We start from the raw sequence: 20,130 nt of genomic DNA on the forward strand, positions 1-20,130 counted from the left end.
CCGATGGCGGATTTTGAGGGTAGGGGAATGAAAAAGTCGTCTGCACAAGGTTCCGAAGATCCGATCCTGCAGTGGGTTACCTTCCGTCTGGACAATGAGTCCTACGGCATCAACGTGATGCAGGTGCAGGAAGTGTTGCGCTACACCGAGATCGCCCCGGTGCCGGGTGCGCCAAGCTACGTGCTGGGCATCATCAACCTGCGCGGCAACGTGGTGACCGTGATCGACACCCGCCAGCGCTTTGGCCTGATGCCGACCGAAGTCACCGACAACACCCGTATCGTCATCATCGAGGCCGACAAGCAAGTGGTCGGTATCCTGGTCGACAGCGTGGCCGAGGTGGTGTACCTGCGCCAGTCCGAGATCGAGACCGCGCCGAACGTGGGTAACGAAGAATCGGCCAAGTTCATCCAGGGCGTGTGCAACAAGAATGGCGAACTGCTGATCCTGGTCGAGCTGGACAAGATGATGACCGAGGAAGAGTGGTCCGAGCTGGAGAACATCTGAGTTGATCCTACAGGTTGCTGTCATCTTCCTGGCGCTGGTCTGGGCGCTGAGCCTGTGGTTCTTCCTCAACTACAGCAAGCGCCAGCGCGAGCTGGCCGCGCAACAGGCCGAGGGTGATGCCCTGCGTGACCAGCGCATCAAGGACCTCGCCAAGCGCCTGGACGACTACCAGAACGGTACCGTGCGCATGGGCGAGGCGCTGCACGATCTGCGCGTGGCGGTTGCCCCGCTGCCAGACAAGATCCAGCAGCTGGAGCAGCGCGACCCGCACAACGTCACCTTCACCCAGGCGGCCAAGCTGGTGGGCATGGGCGCCAGCGTGGCCGAGCTGACCGAAAGCTGCGGCCTGACCCAGGCCGAGGCGGAGCTGATGAGCAAGCTGCATCGCAGCAACTGATTGCCATGAGCATTGCGCGGCCCCTGATACAGTGGCCGCGCAAGCTCGCCCGGCAGTCAGTAGCCCTGTGCGTTCCCCGCCATTGCGACCTCTTCCAGTGGTAGCAGCCGCAGCTCTGCACGCCGTTGTGCCGCTTCATCCAGCAGCGCGTCGTAGTTCAGGGTGTGCATGTTTGCCAGGTCCGCCACCTGCCTGAAGGTGTACAGCTCAGGTAGACGTTGGTCGATCACATGGTTGAGCACCGCGGGCCCGGTCAGCGTGTTGAGCCTTTCGGTATAGGCCTGGAATGCCGCCGCATGCTGCCGCGGCGGTTTGGGAGCCTCGTAGAACGCCTGGCCCTCCGGGGTGAGGTAACGGCCCAGGATCTCGTCGGAAATGGCGTTCAGCACCGGATTGCCAGCACGGCTGCCAATCATGCTGGTGTTGTAGCTGGTATACATGCCCAATTGCGCATTGCACACCGGGCTCCTCAACAGCAGCCCGTCGAGGGGCGTGGTGAGCGGTACGCTGTCGATCTTTGCCCGCAGCTGCCCGGTTGCGTCCGGCTCGACCAGCAGATGGTCGTCGATATCCAGGTAGATGCCCCCTTCGCTGTGCAGGACGCGGTAGCGCAAGATGTCGGAGGCCGAGGAGAAGTTGCTCGCCACACCGCCATTCCCTTCCAGCGCAGCCTGGTACTGGCCGAAGTATTCACTTGCCTCGAACTGGCGATAGAAGGTCTGGTGCTCCAGCACAGCCACCTTCAGCCGCTCGGCGATGCGGGGCTGCAGCAGGATCATGTTGCGTTCGAATGCCTGAGGGTTTGCGTTGGAGAGGTAGAGCTTGAGCGTGAAATCGCTGTTGCGCAGTGCCTGTACGTTGTTGTCGAGCGCAGCCAGGTAATCACCGGCGATCGTCCTGTCACCCAGCCAGATGTGAAATACCTGCCTGGGGACGGGTATGCCTGGTGCAGTCCCCAGAGCATCGAGGTCGACGGGCAGCTGCAGATCGATACCCAGTGCCCGCAGCGTCCGCGAGCGCGATGCCGGGCTGATTTCCCGCAACGGGTCCGTATCGGGCAGCAGCCGGCTGATCGAGGGCTGCAGCGGATCGGCGCTGGCCACATAGTGCTGGGCGCCGCGTGTGCCGTTGGGGTACTTGAGCACGAAGCTGTCCTGTTGGGCGTCGTAGTAGAGCGGGTGCGGGCCATTGCCCACATCGCCGATCAGTTCGTCACCCGTGCCGAATGCCCTGCGCCGCGTTACGCAGCGGGCAATGTGCGAATCGGCGCCGGACCAGCTGGCGGCTACCTGGTCGCCCGCTACTGCCAGGTCCTGGAAATAGGGTGTCATCGCAGGCCCGGGCCAGCGTGGCGGCGAGACCGGGCTCAGCGGGTAGCCTATGCGGCCATTGAGCCTCACCGGTTTGATGAAGCCAATGGGGCGTTGGCCGAACAGCGCCTTGCTCGCCTTGACTCCACGCGCCAGCCCCGGGGCTGCGTTCAGCAGGCCGAACACGGCCTGCTCCGCGCCTTCGAGCTGTTGGTTCAAGTCCTTGCCGTGCAGCGCCTGGTCCAGGCCCACTGTAAATTGGGCCACCCCGGCCACGGCAGCCAGGGGTAGCAGTCCGGGAACCACCAGCAGAAACGGTGTGGCCAGGTTCATGGTCAGGTAGAAATAGCTGCGCCATGCGGCCTTGGTCACTTCACTGTCGCGCGTGATCAGGAAGTCGGCGTCGGATTGGCTGCGTTGACGTTGTGCCACCGTCAATGCCTTGAACAGGTTGTATTCGATGCGCGGGCTGGAGGTGTCTGCCTTGTAGTTGATCAGGGTATGCGGGTTCCATACCCTGGCCAGGCGATACACGCTGGTTGCAGGCAGGATGATCTGGCGGGGCGGGAAATCGGCCATGCCCTGAAGTACCCGACGCAACCCCGACCGGCCGATCCTGTCCGGAATATCGCAGGCCCTGAAGTGGGCAAGCAGGGCCGCCCGTTTGTCGGCGTCGCGGCACTGCCTGGCAAGCCACGTACGCATGGCGCCCGGGTTGGCAAACTCATGCAACGGCGCCGCATTGCCCGGTATGTACAGCAAGGTCAGGCGGCTGCGCGTATCGCTCAGGCAGAGGATGTCGCTTGATGGGTAGCCATTGATGTTCAGCAGCCTGGCGTCTACCCCGTTGGCACTGAGGTTGGCGCCGTGGTGCCAGCGTTCCACGCCTGCCGCCCGCCACGCCAGGCTGCGGCCCTGTTCACTGAGGTTGCCCCGCAATGCTTGCCGGTTGCAGGCAGCGAGGAATGCGATGCACGCGCTGACGCTGTACTGGCTGGCGGCATGAGCCCAGAAGTCATCGAGCTGGCGTTTGAATACGCCCTGGAAGTCGAGTTGCCAGATGAAGGACTGGAAAGTCGTGGCGTCGAACTGGACATAAGTGCTGGCGTCGTAGCGCATGGGTGCGGTTCGGCGAAAAAGGCCGTGGAATTCGGTGTGCACATCGATGTCGTGGTCCAGGCCGCTTCCTGGCAATTCATCGACGATCGTCACCTGACCATGGCTGAAGGCCTGGGCCCAGGGTGCTCGACCATGTGGCAGTGACAGCTCCGGCAGTACACCTAGCAGGTCGACGGTGGCCGTCCCGCCTCTTAGCAGCAACTGCGCGGTTTGCTCGGCAACCTTGGAGTAGCCGCTTTGCTGCCAGTTGCCAAGCAGCGCTTCGGTCAGGCTCATTTGTTGGACGACCTTGGCCAGCCAGCCCCGCTTGGGAACGAATTTGCAATGCAAGGTCACTGCAAGCGTGTTGTCGGGTTCCACGTCCAACCGCTGCTGGCTGGCCCATTCGCGGATGGCTGCACTGGCACTGCGGTCAGGGCGAGGCACCGAACCCAGCATTGCCTTGACGTAGTCTTGGCCGGCTGCGCCGACCACAGGTTGGCGTTGGGTCATGTTCGGCTCCAGGAATGGTTGCCACCGACAGTGGCGAAGCGGTTCAGGGGCAGGAGCGTACGCACCGAATCGCGCATGCGTGGCAGATCGACGAACCGGTAGGCATTGATACGCGGCATCCCATAGAGGTTGGTAAGCTGGCGCAGGATACGCAGGCTCGGCAGCTGCCTGTCGACCACGTCGCTGAGCAGGGCAGGGCCGGTGAGGTAGCTCAGGCGGCTGGCATACTCATAGAAGTTCCCCGGGTCTTCAGCCAGGCTGGGCTTGCTGTCGTAGAAGTCGCGATTGAGCTGGTAACGTGCGTACATCTCTTCGGAAATGGCCTCCAGGGTGGGGTTGCCGGGGTGGCTGCCGATAAGGCTGGAGTTGTAGAGGCTGTTCATGCTCATCTTTTCATTGGACATGGGCGGTACCAGCAGCAGCCCATTGGCGTCCGTGCTCAAGTCGACCTGATCGATGGGTTCACCGGCGGGGCCTACCGGTTGCCCGTCGATGATCAATGAGTATTCGCCTGGCGCGAGCAAGGTGTCATCGACATCCATGTACAAGCCACCTTCGTGGTGCAACATCGGGTAGCGCAGCACATCGCATGCCGATGCATAGTTGCGGGCAACACCGCCGTTGCCATCCAGGGCCGCGTCGTACTGCGTGTAGTACCTGCTTTGGCGGAAAGCCCTGAAGAAGGCCTGCTCTTCCAGCGGTAGCACCTGCAAGCCCGGGGCGTGAGCGGCCAGGAGGTCCAGGTTTTCGGCGTAGGCCTGCCGGGCAGTGCTGGAAAGGAACAACCGTATGCTGTATTCGCTGCCTTGCAACCGCGCTGCGTTCTGGCCCAGGTTGGCCAGCAGCTCCGGGCCGATGATCTGGTCACCGACCCACAGGCAGGAGATGTGTCTGGGTATTGGCCAACTGCCCGGCGCTCTGGCCGGCACCTGTAGCGGCAATGGCAGGTCCACGCCCAGCGCCCGCAAGGTACGACTGCGCATCGCATGGGTCACCACGCGCCCTTGTGGCGCGGGGCGCAGGTTCCGGCTGCCGGGTACCGCCACGAAGCCGACAGGGTCGACCTGGTTCAGGTCTTCGGCCCGAATGAATACGTCCCGCTCCATGTCGTAGATCACCCTGGCGTTGTAGCCATCGATGTTCGCTGCCAGGGTGTCTGGCTCACCATCGTACTGGGGCGTACGAATGACGGCGTCGGCAACTGCCTGGTCAGCGTCCTCCAGTGGCTCTATCGGGTCGGTGATATGGAAGTAGCGTGCGCCCTCGGGCTCGGGGAAGCGCGGTGGCGAGAGCGGGCTCAGGGGGTAGCCGATCTGTTCATTCAGCCGCGTCGGCGGCGCGAAACCCTCGACCTTGAATTCGAACAGTGCCTTGCCCCTTGCGGCAGCGCCCACCGCCAGGGGCAAGGCATTGAACAGGCCCCAGGTGATGTTGCCGATGCCTTCCTGCTGCTGCTGCAGGGACTTGCCGTTGATTGCCTGGTCGAGCCCCAGGCCAAGCTGGGCGATGCCACCGATGGCCAGCAGCGGCCCCAGGCCGGGTACCACCAGGCACAGTGGCGCCAGCAGGTTGAGCGTAGTGGCCAGGTAGCCACGCCACCTGGCCTTGATGACTTCGCTGTCAGCCGTGATCAGAAACGCGGCATCGTCGTAGCTGCGCTGACGCTGGCGCTCGGCCAATGCCTGGAACAGGTCGCCCTTGATTCTTGGGTTGTACTTGGTAGGTCGATAATTGACATAGGTCTGCGGCGGCCAGGTGCCGTCGTCGTTGAAATAGCCGTGTTCGGGCGGCAGCAGGTGACGTTCAGGGTAGGCGCCCAGCCCCTCCATGGCAGTGTCCAGGCCGCTGAAGTCGAGGCCTTGCGGGCAATCGGCCAGGCGAAAGTGCTGTTTCAGGGCCTGGCGTTTGGTCGGGTCTTTGCATTGTTCGCCGACCCAGGCCTTCAATTCTCGTTCGCTGCTGAACGTCAGCAACGGTGAGCTGTTGCCAGGAACATACAGCACTGTCAGGTCGGTGGCGGGGTCGTTCAGGTACAGCAGGTCGGTTGCGGCATAGCCGTAGATGCTCAACGTGCTGCGTCGCAGCCTGTTACGCCGCGGCATCAGCCCGGCCGCTTGCCAGACCAGTTGCCGTGCAGGCTCGCTGAGGCTGCCCTCGCTGACCTGTCTGTTGCAGGCTGCGATGAAGTTGAGCTTCAGCGCCAGCCTGTGACTGTGCAGATGGTCACGCCAGTACACATCCAGCGCCGCCTTGAAAGGCTGCTGGAAGTCCAGGTTGCTGATGAACTGCTGGAAGGCTTCGGCGCTTACCGGCAGATGGGTGGAAGCGTCGTAGCGTTGCGGGGCAGTGCGCCGGAACAGGCCGTTGAATACCTCGAAGGGGGCCCCGTAGTGATTGAAGCCGGGTGCCGGGAGGGTTTCCACCAACCGTAGCGGACCTGCGGGTAATGCACCGGCCCAGGGTGCTTGCAGCAGCTTGCCGAACACGTCACTGGCCGACTCGCCCTGCCAGTTGCCCAGCAGTGCCTGGGGCAGGCTGGTGCGCTGGCTGATCGCGGCCAGATGGCCACCTGCACCGTCCGGGCAGTAGTGGAGGGTAACGACGTCGAGCTGGTCTGGGTCCAGGTCATGGCCTTGCTGCGCGAGCCATTGGCGGATGGCGCGGTTGGCTTCACGATCGGGGCGAGGCACATGGCCGAGGTGGTCTATAACGTAATGCGTGCCCATCACGTTGATGCGAGTCGAATGCATGGGGGGTACCTTGCGCTGAGATGAAGCCGGCAAGGTTGGAGCAGGGGCACGGAAAAGCGGTGGTAGATATGTCGGTGCGGGGCCTGGCCGTTCTCATCACCCCGTGACCCTCGCAAGGGCAAGGGCTGGTGTCAGGTGCCTTCGCCTCCGGGCAGCAGCCTTCCTAGCAGCGGTGGGGTTGTCCCTGGGGCGGCAGGTTCGTCATCGAAGCCCGCAGGCACTTTGCCCCGCAGGTGCCAGGCAAAGGCGATGATTTCGGCAATGGTCAGGTACAGCGCCTCCGGTATCTGGTCCCCCAGCTCCAGGCGCGCCAGCAGACGCACCAGCTCGGCATTTTCGTAGATCGGCACTTCGTGCTCGCGGGCCAATGCCAGGATGGCCTCGGCCAGCGCATCGTCGCCCTTGGCGGTGAGGGTAGGGGCTTGCTGCTCGTCGTAGAACAGGGCAATCGCCTGCCGTGCAGGTTGGTGCGTCATGCGTTCTCATCCACCCAACGTTGTTCTACCCGCGTACGCGGGCCTTGTGGCGGGATACCAGGATGGCATTCCAGATCACCCACATCCAGGCCCCGCGCCAACAGGCGTTCGCGCAAGCTGCCGAGCTGGCTGTCGATCAGCCGGGCTGTCGCCTCGCGTTCCGCCCATAGCTGGCCACCCAGGCGGCCTTGGCTCAGTTGTGCCTGGACCTGCACCGGGCCAAGGGGCGAGAGGTCGAAAGCCAGCTCTATACGCCACAGCGCTTGCAGCGGGTCGGCTGACTCCTGCTGGCGGTCGGCCTGCTGCTGTGGCGTTTCTTCGCGCTGCAGCTTGACCTGCAACGGGATGAACTCCTGGCCGTGACGGATCGGCACTTCGGTTTGCCAGGTGGTCTGCAGGTTGCCGTTTTCCAGGGTACCGGTTTGTTGCAGGCTGCTCATGGCGTGGCTTTGCAGGCGCGATACGGCAGCGGCGGCCAGGCGCAGCAGTTGTTGCAGGTCGCCTTCGTCTTCCATGGCCTTGAGCAGGCGCGACGGCAGCGGGAATGCGCCCGGCTGCGGCTTGGGGCTGACCCGTTCGAGCATGCCCAGCGCGCTGCGGGCCAGGGCCGGCATGGTTACGGCCAGGCTGGCGGGCGCCAGGTTGGGCGCCCCGGGTATGCTGGCCGGCGCGACGGTGATCAGCCGCAGCAAGTGCGCCTTGAGGTCGGTGGCGACGCTGGCCGGGAGGCCGCTCAGCAGTTTGGCTTCGAGAAAGGTACCGCTGTTGTTCAGGGCTTGGGCCACTGCCTTGGCATCACCCAGTTGCCGGGCTTCCGGCAGGCCCGCCAGCAGGCGTTCGGCGCTGGCTCGCAGTTCGCCATCGGCGCCCGGGTCGCGGGCCACCTGTTGCAGGGCATTGAGCAGGCCGGGCAGCGAAGCCTGGCGGTTCTGCTGGGTCAGCAGCTGCTGGGCAATGCTGAGCTGGTCCTGGCGGCCGCTGAGCGGTACGAAACGCAGCGACTGGTCGCCCTGCACCAGCGCGCTGAGCAGGCTGCCGACGGCCAGCGGTCGCGGGCTGTCCACGCTCAGGGTTGCGCCGGCCTGGGCACTGTTCAGCAGGCTGACCAGCGCCCGGTAGACGGCGGGCTGGCCGGGCGCCTGGGCCAGCGCCTGGTTGGTCAGGACCTTGCCCTGCAGCAGGGTGCCGACCGGCACCTTGCTGGTGTCCAGCTGGGTGAGGGTGGCGACCTGGCTGGCGCTGGCCTGCTGCAGCATGATCGCCAGGCGGTTGCTTTCGGTCTGGCTGACCGTGACCTGGCTACCCTGGGGCAGGGGCTGGCTGGCGCTGGCTTGCAGCTGGGTCTGGGTGCCGTTGGCCAGCATCAACCGCAGCACCAGCTGGAAGTCCTGGCCCACCTGGCGCAAAGACATGACCTCGGCTTGCGCGGTCTCGCCGGGGGCCATCAAGCCGGGCTGCGGTTGCGTCAGGCGCAGCAGTTCGCCGGTCATGCCGGCCTTGATGGCCTGGGGGCTGATCGCGGTTTGTGCGCCGAGACTATTGATTTCAGTCATGATTGTATACAACCTGTCGAGCCCGCCCTCTTGGCAGCGCGGCGGCGCGTGTAATAATGCCGACCGTCCGTCGTTGCCAGTATAACGGCAGCGAGGGGGGCGACTTGAGATACAGGGCTTCAGGGCCGTGTCGCCTGCTTCGCGGGCATGCCCGCTCCCACAGGGTCTTGCGCAGCTTTCAAGCCTTGCGTGAAACCTTGTGGGAGCGGGCGTGCCCGCGAAGCAGGCGACACCGATCCGGAGCCCTACAAAGATAAGGCGAAACCGTGACCCTTCACCTCCAAGCCGCGGGCCTGGCCTGCGAGCGCGACTGGCGCCTGCTGTTCGAGCACCTCGCTTTCGAGCTGCGGCCCGGCGACATGCTGCAGATCAGCGGCCCCAACGGCAGCGGCAAGACCAGCTTGCTGCGCCTGCTGGCCGGCCTGATGCAGCCGACGGCCGGGCAGATCCTGCTGGGCGGCAAGTCACTGGCCGAGCAGCGCCACGCCCTGGCCAGCATCCTGTTGTGGATCGGCCATGCCGCCGGCATCAAGGACCTGCTCACCGCCGAGGAGAACCTCACCTGGTTGTGCGCCCTGCACCAGCCGGCCAGCCGCGAGGCGATCTGGGCGGCACTGGCGGCCGTCGGCCTGCGTGGTTTCGAAGACGTGCCCTGCCACACCCTGTCTGCCGGCCAGCAGCGCCGCGTGGCCCTGGCCCGGCTGTACCTGGCCAGCCCGCCGCTGTGGATCCTCGACGAACCCTTCACCGCACTCGACAAGCAGGGCGTGGCGCAGCTCGAGGCGCACCTGGCGGCCCACTGTGAGCAGGGCGGCACGGTAGTGCTGACCACCCACCACACGCTGGAACGCAAGCCCTCCGGTTACCGTGAACTTAACCTGGGGCAATGGGCGGCATGAGCGTATTCATCCTGTTGTTGCGCCGCGAAGCGCGCTTGCTGTTCCGCCGCCCGGCCGAGCTGGCCAACCCATTGGTATTCTTCGCCATCGTGGTTGCGCTGTTCCCGCTGGCAGTCGGCCCGGAAAGCCAATTGTTGCAAACCTTGTCGCCAGGCCTGGTCTGGGTGGCGGCACTGCTGGCGGTGCTGTTGTCGCTGGACGGCCTGTTCCGCAGCGATTTCGAGGACGGCTCGCTGGAACAGTGGGTGCTGTCGCCGCACCCGTTGGCGCTGCTGGTGCTGGCCAAGGTGCTGGCGCATTGGATCTTTTCCGGGCTGGCGCTGGTATTGTTGGCGCCGCTGCTGGCACTGATGCTGGGGCTGCCGAGCCATTGCCTGCCGGTGCTGCTCGGTTCCCTGCTGCTGGGCACGCCGGTGCTGAGCCTGCTGGGCGCGGTGGGCGCGGCGCTGACAGTCGGTCTGAAACGCGGCGGTTTGCTGCTGGCATTGCTGATTCTGCCGTTGTATATCCCTGTATTGATCCTGGGCAGTGGTGCGTTGCAAGCGGCGTTGCAGAATATGCCGGCAACCGGCCACTTGCTCTGGCTCGCCAGCCTGACGGCCCTCGCCGTGACCCTGGCACCCTTTGCGATAGCGGCCGGCCTGAAGATCAGCGTCGGCGAATAACGAGTCCCGGGCTTTCAAGCCCGGCCAATACCCTGGATGTACCCTGATGAAAATAAGCTGGACGTGGTTCCACAAGCTGGGCTCCCCCAAATGGTTCTATGCCATCAGCGGCCGCATGCTGCCGTGGCTTGCCGGCGCTGCCGTGCTCCTGCTGCTGGTCGGCATCACCTGGGGCCTGGCCTTCGCCCCCCAGGACTACCAGCAAGGCAACAGCTTCCGCATCATCTACATCCACGTGCCGGCGGCGATGCTGGCGCAGTCCTGCTACGTGCTGCTGGCAGTGGCCGGGGTGGTGGGGCTGGTGTGGAAGATGAAACTGGCCGACGTCGCCTTGCAATGCGCCGCCCCCATCGGTGCCTGGATGACCGCCGTGGCACTGGTCACCGGGGCCATCTGGGGCAAGCCCACCTGGGGAAGCTGGTGGGTCTGGGATGCCCGGCTGACGTCCATGCTCATCCTGTTGTTCCTGTACTTCGGCATTATTGCGCTGGGCCAGGCAATCAGTAATCGTGACAGTGCAGCCAAGGCCTGTGCGGTACTGGCGATTGTCGGCGTGGTGAACATCCCGATCATCAAGTACTCGGTGGAGTGGTGGAACACCCTGCACCAGGGCGCCACCTTCACCCTCACCGAAAAGCCGGCGATGCCCGCAGAAATGTGGTTGCCGCTGCTGTGCACGGCGCTGGGCTTCTACTGCTTCTTTGGCGCGGTGCTGTTGCTGCGCATGCGCCTTGAGGTGCTCAAGCGCGAGGCGCGCGCCAGTTGGGTCAAGGATGAAGTATTGAACAGCCTGGGGCGGAGGGCCGCACAATGAGTTTCGCCACCTTCGGTGACTTTCTCGCCATGGGCCACCATGGCCTGTACGTGTGGACGGCCTATGGCATCTGCCTGGCAGTGCTGGCGCTGAATGTCGCCGCGCCCGTGCTGGCCCGCCGTCGCTACCTGCAAGATGAGGCGCGCCGTTTGCGCCGGGAGAACAACCAGTGAATCCGCAGCGCAAGAAACGCCTGTTGCTCATCGTCGGCCTGCTGGTCGGCGTCGGGGTTGCCGTCGGCTTTGCCTTGAGCGCATTGCAGCAGAACATCAACCTGTTCTACACACCGACCCAGATCGCCAACGGCGAAGCGCCGCTGGACACCCGCATCCGCGCCGGCGGCATGGTCGAGAAAGGTTCGGTACAGCGCTCGTCCGATTCGCTGGACGTGCGCTTCGTGGTCACCGACTTCAATAAGTCGGTGCCGATCACCTACCGTGGCATCCTCCCCGACCTGTTCCGCGAAGGGCAGGGCATCGTCGCCCTCGGCAAGCTCAACGCCGATGGCGTGGTGGTGGCCGATGAAGTACTGGCCAAGCACGACGAGAAATACATGCCGCCCGAGGTTACCAAGGCCCTGAAGGAAAGCGGCCAGGCCGCCACCGGCGGGGAGGCCAAGCCATGAACGCGGCGCTGGTGATCCCCGAACTCGGCCAGCTGGCGATGATCCTGGCCATCTGCTTTGCCGCCGTGCAGGCCAGCGTGCCGCTGCTCGGCGCCTGGCGTGGCGACAGCCTGTGGATGAGCCTGGCGCGGCCGGCGGCCTGGGGGCAGTTCGCCTTCCTGGCCTTTGCCTTCGCCTGCCTGACCCATGCCTTCATGACCGACAACTTCTCGGTCGCCTATGTGGCCAGCAACTCCAACAGCGCCTTGCCCTGGTACTACAAGTTCAGTGCCGTGTGGGGCGCTCACGAAGGTTCGCTGCTGCTGTGGGCGCTGATCCTCGGCGGCTGGACCTTCGCCGTATCGGTGTTCTCGCGGCAGTTGCCGCAGGTGATGCTGGCCCGCGTGCTGGCGGTAATGGGCATGATCAGCGTGGGCTTCCTGAGCTTCCTGATCATCACCTCCAACCCGTTCCAGCGCCTGCTGCCGCAGGTGCCGACCGATGGCCGCGACCTCAACCCGCTGTTGCAGGACTTTGGCCTGATCGTCCACCCGCCGATGCTGTACATGGGCTACGTCGGGTTCTCGGTGGCCTTCGCCTTCGCCATCGCCGCCTTGCTCGGTGGCCGCCTGGACGCCGCCTGGGCGCGCTGGTCACGGCCTTGGACCATCGTTGCCTGGGCCTTCCTCGGGGTTGGCATTACCCTGGGCTCGTGGTGGGCCTACTATGAGCTGGGCTGGGGTGGCTGGTGGTTCTGGGACCCGGTGGAAAACGCCTCGTTCATGCCCTGGCTGGTAGGTACGGCGCTGATCCACTCGCTGGCGGTGACCGAGAAGCGCGGGGTATTCAAGAGCTGGACCGTGCTGCTGGCGATTGCCGCGTTCTCGCTGAGCCTGCTGGGTACCTTCCTGGTGCGCTCCGGTGTGCTGACCTCGGTGCACGCGTTTGCCGCCGACCCGTCGCGGGGCATTTTCATCCTGATCTTCCTGCTGTTCGTGGTCGGTGGGTCGCTCACCCTGTTCGCCCTGCGCGCACCGGTGGTCAAGAGCCAGGTCGGCTTTGCCCTGTGGTCGCGCGAGACGCTGCTGCTGGCCAACAACCTGGTGCTGGTAGTGGCGGCCTCGATGATTCTGCTCGGTACCCTGTACCCGCTGGTGCTCGATGCGCTGACCGGGGCCAAGCTGTCGGTTGGCCCACCGTATTTCGACGCCTTGTTCCTGCCGCTGATGGCACTGCTGATGGTGGTGCTGGGCGTGGGCGTGGTGGTGCGCTGGAAAGACACCCCCGGCAAATGGCTGGCCAGCATGATGACCCCGGTGCTGCTCGGCAGCGCCATCCTCGCGCCGGTGGCGGGCTTTATCGTCGACGACTTCGACTGGCCGACCCTGACCGCCTTCGCCCTGGCCGCCTGGGTGGTGCTTGGCGGGCTGCGCGACATTCTCGACAAGACCCGCCACAAAGGCCTGCTCAAGGGCCTGCCCGGGCTGGGTCGCAGCTACTGGGGCATGCAGCTGGCGCACCTGGGTCTGGCGGTGTGCGCGCTGGGCGTGGTGCTGTCGAGCAATAACAGCGCCGAACGCGACCTGCGCATGGCGCCGGGCGAGAGCGTGGAACTGGGCGGTTACCACTTCCTGTTCCAGGGTGCCCGGCACTTCGAAGGGCCGAATTTCATTTCCGACAAGGGCACCGTGGTGGTCAGCCGCGATGGCCGTGAAGTGACCACCCTGCACCCGGAGAAACGCCTGTACACCGTGCAGCAGTCGATGATGACCGAAGCCGGCATCGACGCCGGCTTTACCCGCGACCTGTACGTCGCCCTTGGCGAGCCGCTGGAGAACGGTGCCTGGGCGGTACGCGTGCATATCAAGCCTTACGTCCGCTGGATCTGGCTGGGCGGTCTGCTGACCGGCCTGGGCGGGTTGCTGGCGGCCCTCGACCGGCGCTATCGCGTCAAGGTCAAGACCCGGGTGCGTGATGCCCTGGGCGTGTCTGGAGCAGCTGCATGAAGCGTTGGATCATGGTAGTCCCCCTGGCGGTATTCCTGCTGGTGGCGGTGTTCCTCTACAAAGGGCTGTTCCTCAAGCCCGACGAGCTGCCCTCGGCAATGATCGGCAAGCCGTTCCCGGCGTTTTCCCTGGCCTCGACCCAGGGCGACCGTACCCTGACCGAGGCCGACTTGCGTGGCCGCCCGGCACTGGTCAACGTGTGGGCCACCTGGTGCCCGTCGTGCAAGGTCGAGCACCCGTACCTGAACCAGCTGGCCCAGCAGGGCGTGGTGATCCACGGCGTCAACTACAAGGACGACAATGCTGCGGCCCTGAAGTGGCTGGCCGAGTTCCACAACCCGTACCAGCTGGACATTCGTGACGAGCAGGGCAGCCTGGGCCTGGACTTGGGCGTGTACGGCGCGCCGGAAACCTTCCTGATCGATGCCAAGGGCATCATCCGCTACAAGCACGTGGGCGTGGTCGATGCCACGGTCTGGCGTGAGCAGCTGGCGCCGCTGTACCAGGGCCTGGTCGACGAGGCCAAGCAATGAAGCGGGGGCTGGCAGCTGCCGTGCTGGGGCTCTTCATGGGGTTGAGCCTGGCAGGCGTGGCCAAGGCGGCCATCGACACCTACCAGTTCCGCGACGATGCCGAGCGTGAGCGCTACCAGCAGCTGACCAAGGAGCTGCGCTGCCCCAAGTGCCAGAACCAGGACATCGCCGACTCCAACGCGCCGATTGCCGCCGACCTGCGTCGGGAAATCTTCCGCATGCTCGGCGAGGGCAAGAGCAACCAGCAGATCGTCGACTTCATGGTCGACCGCTATGGCGACTTCGTGCGCTACAAGCCGGCGCTCAGCGGGCGTACCTGGCTGTTGTGGTTCGGCCCGGGGATTTTGCTGGCCGGTGGTTTCGTGGTACTGGCGCTGATCGTGCGCCGGCGCCGCGGTGCGGCCGTGCAGGGCGCCAATGAGTTGTCCGCCGAAGAACGCGAGCGTCTCGCCAAATTGCTGGAAAAAGAACAGACCCATGATTGAATTCTGGCTTAGCGCGGGCCTGCTGCTGCTCGCTGCCCTCAGCTTCCTGCTGATCCCGATCCTGCGTGGCCGTGGCCGCCAGCAGGAAGAAGACCGCACCGCCCTGAACGTGGCCCTGTACCAGGAGCGCGTCGCCGAACTGGCTGCCCAGCAGGCCGCTGGCGTGCTCGACGAGGCGCAGATGGCCAAGGGCCGTGACGAGGCCGCCCGTGAGCTGCTGGCGGATACCGAAGGTGCCGAGGCCCCGCGCCAGGGGCATCTGGGCAAGGCCCTGCCGTTGCTGGCGGCGCTGCTGGTACCGCTGCTGGCATTGGGGCTGTACCTGCATTTCGGCGCGGCCGACAAGGTGGAACTGACCCAGGAGTTTGCCGAAGCGCCCAAGTCGATGGAAGAAATGACTGCCCGCCTGGAACGGGTGGTGCAGGCCCAGCCGGATTCGGCCGAGGCCGTGTACTTCCTGGGCCGAGCCTACATGGCCGAGCAGCGCCCTGCCGATGCCGCGCGTACCTTCGAGCGCGCGGTGGCCCTGGCCGGTCGCCAGCCCGAATTGCTCGGGCAGTGGGCGCAGGCGCTGTACTTCGCCGCCGACAAGAAATGGAGCCCGCAGCTGCAGGCGCTGACTGACGAGGCGCTGAAAGCCGACCCCAACGAAGTGACCAGCCTGGGCCTGCGTGGTATCGCTGCCTTCGAGGGCGAGCGTTACCAGGAAGCCATCGATTACTGGAAGCGCCTGCTGGCGCAGCTGCCGGAAGGTGATGCCTCGCGTGCAGCGCTGCAGGGCGGTATCGACCGCGCCGCCGAGCGCCTGGGTGGTTCGCCGGGGCAGGCTGCGGCGCCCGTGGCGGCTCGCTTGAAGGTGCGCGTGGAGCTGGCGGCGGCGTTGAAGGACAAGGTCAAGCCGGACGACACGGTGTTCATCTTCGCCCGCGCCAGCAATGGCCCACCGATGCCGCTGGCAGCCAAGCGGGTGACCGTGGCGCAGTTGCCGATCGAGGTGGAGTTGTCCGATGCTGACGCCATGATGCCGCAGATGAAACTGTCGGACTTTGCCGAAGTCCAACTCGTTGCACGTGTATCACGCGCTGGCCAGCCAACCCATGGCGAGTGGATTGGCCAGGGCACGCCACTGCCCAGCGCCACCCAGGCCATCCAGCACCTGACCATCGACAGCCCCGACCCGTAAGAGAGCAATGCCATGCACAGCATCGTCCGCCTGACCCTGATCACCCTGGCCCTGGGTTTGTCTGCGTGTACGGTGCATGAGCCGTACGAGCAGCCCGAACCACCGATCGAGCGCCTGCCGCCGCCGGGGCCGGCGGTCAAGCCCTTGCCGGACAGGCAACCGGCCCCCGCGCCGAGCAAGCCTGCGGCCACGCCCAAGCCGATGCCACGCACCTCGGCCAGCTTCGCGCCGCCACCTGGCGGGGCGAGCCATTGGGACCCGAAGCTGGGTGTGTATGTGCTGGAGAAGAAACCCAATACCTTCTACCGCCAGCGGACCTACTACCGCTTCGACAACGGCTGGAGCTGGTCGCTGAGCCCGGATGGGCCGTGGCAGGAGACTGACAGCAGCGGTGTGCCGGGTGGTCTGGGGCGTGCGTTCGCCCAGTAGTGGGTTGGTTGCCTGTCCCGGCCCCTTCGCGGGTAAACCCGCTCCCACAGGTACGTCACAAATCTCAAGTGCTGTGATATCCCTGTGGGAGCGGGTTTACCCGCGAAGGGGCCGGGACAGGCAACCAATACAGTACAGTTTTTCCGCAATTACCGATTGACTGTACTGTGCTGTGATTCCGCATAATCCCCCTTCAAGAATAAGGAGGTGGCATGCACAAGACAGTCCTGGTGCTGGTGGAAACCGTCGATGATTACCTGCCCATGCTGGAGCAGGCCGGCTACCGTTTGATCCGTGCCCCTTCGCCGCAACTGCGGGCCGAGGCCATCCAGCGCCATGCCCATGAAATCGATGCCGTGCTCACCCGCGGCCCGCTGGGCCTGACTGCCAGCGAAATCGACACGCTGTCCAAACTGCAGATCATCTGCGTGATCGGTGCCGGCTACGAGCAGGTCGACCTGGCCGCCGCCGCTGCGCGCGGCATCACGGTTACCAACGGCGCCGGGGCCAATGCCGAGGCGGTCGCCGACCACACCCTTGCCCTGCTGCTGGCGCTGTTGCGCGACATTCCCCGCGCCGATGCCAGTACCCGCCGGGGCGAATGGAACCGGGTGATCAGCCCCTCGGTGAGTGGCAAGCGCCTGGGCATTCTCGGCCTTGGTGCGGTGGGCCTGGCCATCGCCAGGCGCGCCGATCTGGGCTTTGCCATGCCCGTCAGCTACCACAGCCGCACGCCGCGCCAAGATGTGCCCTACACCTGGTACGACAGCCCGCTGCACCTGGCCGATGCCGTCGACATCCTGGTGGTGGCAACCCCCGGCGGTGCCGACACTCGCCATCTGGTCGATGCACAGGTGCTCGAGGCCCTGGGGCCCGAGGGCTACCTGGTGAACATCGCCCGTGCCAGCGTGGTCGACACCCAGGCCCTGGTCGCCGCGCTGCAGCATGGCCAACTGGCTGGTGCGGCACTGGATGTGTTCGACGACGAGCCGGCTGTACCCGATGCCCTCAAGGCCCTTGGCAACACCGTGCTCACCCCCCACGTGGCCGGCCAGTCGCCGGAGGCGGCGCGCGACACGGTGACCCTGGTGCTGCGCAACCTGCAGGCGTTCTTTGCCGGCGAAGCCGTGTTGACCCCGGTACGCCAGTAACCCTTTTCATACATCTGCCTGGCAGCGATCGGGCAACAAGGAGTGTGTGCATGCAACTTGAAATCTTCCAGGTCGATGCGTTTTCCGCCGAACCGTTCGGGGGCAACCCGGCGGCAGTGATCCCGCTGCAAAGCTGGCTGCCGGACGATGTGCTGCAGCGCATCGCCGAAGAGAACAACCTGTCGGAAACCGCCTACTTCGTGCGCAACGGCGAAACCTTCGACCTGCGCTGGTTCACCCCGACCGTGGAAGTCGACCTGTGCGGCCATGCCACCCTGGCCTCGGCCTATGTGCTGTTCGAACAGCTGGGCGAGCAGGTGCAGGTGCTGCGTTTCAACACCCGCAGTGGCGAGCTGCGGGTCAGCCGTAACGCCGACGGGCTGCTGGCCATGGACTTCCCGGCCAAGCAGCCGGTCGCCGTGGACATGCTGCCGGGCCTGTTGCAGGCGCTGGGCCTTGGCCAGGCACAGGCGCTGTACCGCAGTGACGACTATGTGGTGGTGATCGATGACGCCCTGTTGCTCGACACCCTGAAGCCGGATTTCGTAGCGCTGTCGGCTTTCGATGTGCGCGGTATCGCCGTTACCGCAGCAGGCCGTGGCTTTGATTTCGTCACCCGCTGGTTCGGCCCACGGGTCGGCGTGAACGAAGACCCGGTGACTGGCTCGGCGCACACCTCGCTGGCGCCGATATGGGCAGAGCGGCTGGGTAGGAACGTGCTGAGCTGCGAGCAGGGTGGGGTGCGCAAAGGGCAGCTGCAGTGCGAAGTGCCGGGTAATGGCCGGGTGATCATCAGCGGGCGGGCTGCGTTGTACCTGCGCGGTACCATTTTCATCTAGAAGCTTACGCGATGCCCTGTAGGAGCGGCCTTGTGTCGCGATGGGCCGCAACGCGGCCCCTCGATGTCGGTAACACTGCATAGACCCGGGGCTGCTTTGCAGCCCATCGCGACACAAGGCCGCTCCTACAGGAACCGAGCACCTATACTGGTCTGCCCATCCCTTGCTCAAGGAGCCAGCCATGGCCCTGGAAAAACAAGGCACCTGCCTGTGCGGCGCCACCCGGCTCAAGGTCACCGTCGACAACAACCATATCAGCGCCTGCCACTGCAGCATGTGCCGCAAATGGACCGGCGGCCCATTGCTGGTGGTGCATTGCAGCCAGCCACCGGTGATCGAAGGGCGCGCGCCCAGCGTCTATGAGTCTTCCGATTGGGCCCAGCGCGGCTTCTGCGGCCAGTGCGGCACGCACCTGTACTACCGGCTCAAGGCCAATGACTTCCACGCCGTGCCGGTCGGCCTGCTCGACGGCGACCAGGAATGGCATTTCGACTTGCAAATCTTCGTCGAACAGAAACCCGCCTGGTATTGCTTCGCCAACCAGACCAAGGAACTGACTGGCCAGGAAGCCTTCGAGCAGCTCGGCTGATTCAGGCGGCGTGCTGTGATCGATGCGCCAGCACGAAACGCCACGCGAACTTGCCAAACCGGTGCATTCCTGAGAAAAGGGCGGCTTTGTTTCCAGCGTTGGAGTATGCCCCGTGAACCAAGAACTGCAGATCATCGACCTTGTGGAGGGGGATGGCAAAGCCGCCGTCAAAGGCGCCCTGATCACCACCCAGTACACCGGCTGGCTGGCCGACGGCAGCGAGTTCGATTCGTCCTGGTCGCGCGGCAAGCCGTTCCAGTGCGTGATCGGCACGGGTCGGGTAATCAAGGGGTGGGATCAAGGCCTGATGGGCATGCGCGTTGGCGGCAAGCGCAAGCTGCTGGTACCGGCGCACCTGGGCTATGGCGAACGCAGCGTGGGGGCGATTCCGCCGAATTCGGATTTGACCTTCGAGATCGAATTGCTGGAAGTGCTGACGCGGGATGATTGAGGAAAAGGACTACACGCGCTGTCGGCCAGTGTCTGATTGAGGAGCCTCCCGGGTACGGCTAACCTTGCAGACTCATTGAGTGAAGAGGGTAGCCTATCCATGAAATCGCATTTTTCCTCACGGGTGGTACGCGAAGCGAACGCGCTGTTGGTGGCATCTGGCGCGCGAATGGAAATCTCGTTACCACGCGAACTCGCGAGTGTGGTTACCAACTCCCGAAAAACCCGTTCGGAACTGAAGGCAGCATTCGCGGCTGCGTATTCCCGCCTGCGCAAAGGGTAAGAGCCATATGGCCGATGGCTGTTACAACCACATATACTCGGTGCTTGTGGAGAATGAGCAAGATACACTCGGTATCATTGCCTATTCGTTGTACAAGAGGCAGAAAATCGAGTTTATCCAGGCTTTCAAGATCAAGCATGACCGGGAGCCGAAGGATGAAGACTTGGCCCCTTTCCATGATGTCAGCAACAGCCCCTCGCAGATCGAGAGCTACCGCAATCAGGCCAGCCAGCTTGCTCAAGGCTTTCTTGATGCCTCGATCGCAGCCCAAGCTGTGGAGCTTGAACAGTACTATTCCGATAAAGCGAGCAGCGAAGTCAGGCAAGCCAAACCAGGATTTTGGTCGGGTGTGGCACAAAGTCTCGTGGGCTCGATTCTATTCGTGTTCTTGCTGGGCTTTCTGGTGTTCTTCACCTGGAGTCTGAATCAGGGCCCGAAGCAGGTTATCGAGCAGGTATTTGATGTAACCATTCTCGACTCAGTCTCTATGGAAGAAGCAGCCGGGCCACCGTAACGGTAATCAGCGAGAGCAACGAGTAACGAACGGACACATTTCAGCAACACCCATCCTCTAATCTAAGCCTTGCCTAGGGAAC

Annotated in this window: 21 protein-coding genes; 17 read left to right on the top strand and 4 right to left on the bottom strand. The window is 64.4% G+C overall.

Annotation, left to right across the window (positions count from 1 at the left end):
• Positions 1-27 precede the first annotated feature (27 nt).
• Positions 28-507, top strand: coding sequence for a chemotaxis protein CheW (locus tag CAG00_RS07925; protein ID WP_003254393.1), 480 nt, complete (start codon positions 28-30; stop codon positions 505-507).
• Position 508: 1 nt separating this feature from the next.
• The gene (locus CAG00_RS07930; protein WP_025340064.1) at positions 509-904 is read left to right on the top strand and encodes a DUF2802 domain-containing protein; all 396 of its coding nucleotides are present in this window, start codon (positions 509-511) and stop codon (positions 902-904) included.
• A gap of 56 nt (positions 905-960) precedes the next feature.
• Here CAG00_RS07930 and CAG00_RS07935 read toward each other — a convergent pair whose 3' ends face one another.
• From CAG00_RS07935 to CAG00_RS07950, 4 genes are all read right to left on the bottom strand, one after another.
• Positions 961-3,825 carry a dermonecrotic toxin domain-containing protein gene (locus CAG00_RS07935; protein ID WP_085663991.1) on the bottom strand — a complete coding sequence of 955 codons (2,865 nt, stop codon included), beginning with the start codon at positions 3,823-3,825 and terminating at the stop codon, positions 961-963.
• Positions 3,822-6,575, bottom strand: coding sequence for a dermonecrotic toxin domain-containing protein (locus CAG00_RS07940; RefSeq protein ID WP_085663992.1), 2,754 nt, complete (start codon positions 6,573-6,575; stop codon positions 3,822-3,824). The genes CAG00_RS07935 and CAG00_RS07940 overlap by 4 nt, the downstream gene beginning before the upstream one ends.
• Before the next feature lie 131 nt (positions 6,576-6,706).
• A complete protein-coding gene (locus CAG00_RS07945; RefSeq protein WP_085663993.1) occupies positions 6,707-7,051 on the bottom strand; it encodes an EscU/YscU/HrcU family type III secretion system export apparatus switch protein in 345 nt (114 codons plus the stop codon).
• Positions 7,048-8,604: a flagellar hook-length control protein FliK gene (locus tag CAG00_RS07950; protein ID WP_085663994.1), complete on the bottom strand. Its 1,557-nt coding sequence runs from the start codon at positions 8,602-8,604 to the stop codon at positions 7,048-7,050. The genes CAG00_RS07945 and CAG00_RS07950 overlap by 4 nt, the downstream gene beginning before the upstream one ends.
• A 266-nt stretch (positions 8,605-8,870) precedes the next feature.
• Between CAG00_RS07950 and ccmA the strand changes: the two genes are divergently transcribed.
• The 15 genes from ccmA (at position 8,871) to CAG00_RS08025 (ending at position 20,048) form a co-directional block, all read left to right on the top strand.
• A complete protein-coding gene (ccmA, locus tag CAG00_RS07955; RefSeq protein WP_085663995.1) occupies positions 8,871-9,503 on the top strand; it encodes a cytochrome c biogenesis heme-transporting ATPase CcmA in 633 nt (210 codons plus the stop codon).
• A complete protein-coding gene (gene ccmB, locus CAG00_RS07960) occupies positions 9,491-10,168 on the top strand; it encodes a heme exporter protein CcmB (protein WP_013973563.1) in 678 nt (225 codons plus the stop codon). Before ccmA ends, ccmB begins: the two co-directional genes overlap by 13 nt.
• Before the next feature lie 46 nt (positions 10,169-10,214).
• On the top strand, positions 10,215-10,982 hold the full coding sequence (locus CAG00_RS07965; protein ID WP_012273476.1) for a heme ABC transporter permease: 768 nt from the start codon (positions 10,215-10,217) through the stop codon (positions 10,980-10,982).
• Positions 10,979-11,155 (top strand): heme exporter protein CcmD, encoded by a 177-nt coding sequence (gene ccmD / locus CAG00_RS07970; RefSeq protein ID WP_013973562.1) that lies wholly within the window; start codon positions 10,979-10,981, stop codon positions 11,153-11,155. The genes CAG00_RS07965 and ccmD overlap by 4 nt, the downstream gene beginning before the upstream one ends.
• Positions 11,152-11,607: a cytochrome c maturation protein CcmE gene (gene ccmE, locus CAG00_RS07975; protein WP_019096399.1), complete on the top strand. Its 456-nt coding sequence runs from the start codon at positions 11,152-11,154 to the stop codon at positions 11,605-11,607. Before ccmD ends, ccmE begins: the two co-directional genes overlap by 4 nt.
• An 11-nt stretch (positions 11,608-11,618) precedes the next feature.
• A complete protein-coding gene (locus CAG00_RS07980; RefSeq protein ID WP_015271186.1) occupies positions 11,619-13,592 on the top strand; it encodes a heme lyase CcmF/NrfE family subunit in 1,974 nt (657 codons plus the stop codon).
• On the top strand, positions 13,589-14,125 hold the full coding sequence (locus CAG00_RS07985) for a DsbE family thiol:disulfide interchange protein (protein WP_085663996.1): 537 nt from the start codon (positions 13,589-13,591) through the stop codon (positions 14,123-14,125). Before CAG00_RS07980 ends, CAG00_RS07985 begins: the two co-directional genes overlap by 4 nt.
• Positions 14,122-14,610 carry a cytochrome c-type biogenesis protein gene (locus CAG00_RS07990; protein WP_025340052.1) on the top strand — a complete coding sequence of 163 codons (489 nt, stop codon included), beginning with the start codon at positions 14,122-14,124 and terminating at the stop codon, positions 14,608-14,610. The genes CAG00_RS07985 and CAG00_RS07990 overlap by 4 nt, the downstream gene beginning before the upstream one ends.
• On the top strand, positions 14,603-15,793 hold the full coding sequence (gene ccmI / locus CAG00_RS07995) for a c-type cytochrome biogenesis protein CcmI (protein ID WP_085588983.1): 1,191 nt from the start codon (positions 14,603-14,605) through the stop codon (positions 15,791-15,793). Before CAG00_RS07990 ends, ccmI begins: the two co-directional genes overlap by 8 nt.
• Positions 15,794-15,805: 12 nt before the next feature.
• Positions 15,806-16,222, top strand: a complete 417-nt coding sequence (locus CAG00_RS08000; RefSeq protein ID WP_025340051.1) for a hypothetical protein — start codon at positions 15,806-15,808, stop codon at positions 16,220-16,222.
• Positions 16,223-16,434: 212 nt separating this feature from the next.
• Positions 16,435-17,373 (top strand): 2-hydroxyacid dehydrogenase, encoded by a 939-nt coding sequence (locus CAG00_RS08005; protein WP_085663997.1) that lies wholly within the window; start codon positions 16,435-16,437, stop codon positions 17,371-17,373.
• A gap of 50 nt (positions 17,374-17,423) precedes the next feature.
• Entirely contained in the window at positions 17,424-18,212 is a 789-nt protein-coding gene (locus tag CAG00_RS08010) for a PhzF family phenazine biosynthesis protein (protein WP_085663998.1), read from the top strand.
• Positions 18,213-18,393: 181 nt separating this feature from the next.
• The gene (locus CAG00_RS08015) at positions 18,394-18,801 is read left to right on the top strand and encodes a GFA family protein (protein WP_085614512.1); all 408 of its coding nucleotides are present in this window, start codon (positions 18,394-18,396) and stop codon (positions 18,799-18,801) included.
• Positions 18,802-18,913: 112 nt separating this feature from the next.
• Positions 18,914-19,252, top strand: coding sequence for an FKBP-type peptidyl-prolyl cis-trans isomerase (locus tag CAG00_RS08020; RefSeq protein ID WP_085614511.1), 339 nt, complete (start codon positions 18,914-18,916; stop codon positions 19,250-19,252).
• Between the two features lie 289 nt (positions 19,253-19,541).
• Entirely contained in the window at positions 19,542-20,048 is a 507-nt protein-coding gene (locus CAG00_RS08025; RefSeq protein ID WP_085663999.1) for a hypothetical protein, read from the top strand.
• Positions 20,049-20,130 lie beyond the last annotated feature (82 nt).

The sequence above is a fragment of the Pseudomonas sp. B5(2017) genome, assembly GCF_002112825.1.
In the GTDB taxonomy this organism is placed as follows: Bacteria; Pseudomonadota; Gammaproteobacteria; order Pseudomonadales; family Pseudomonadaceae; genus Aquipseudomonas; species Aquipseudomonas putida_Z.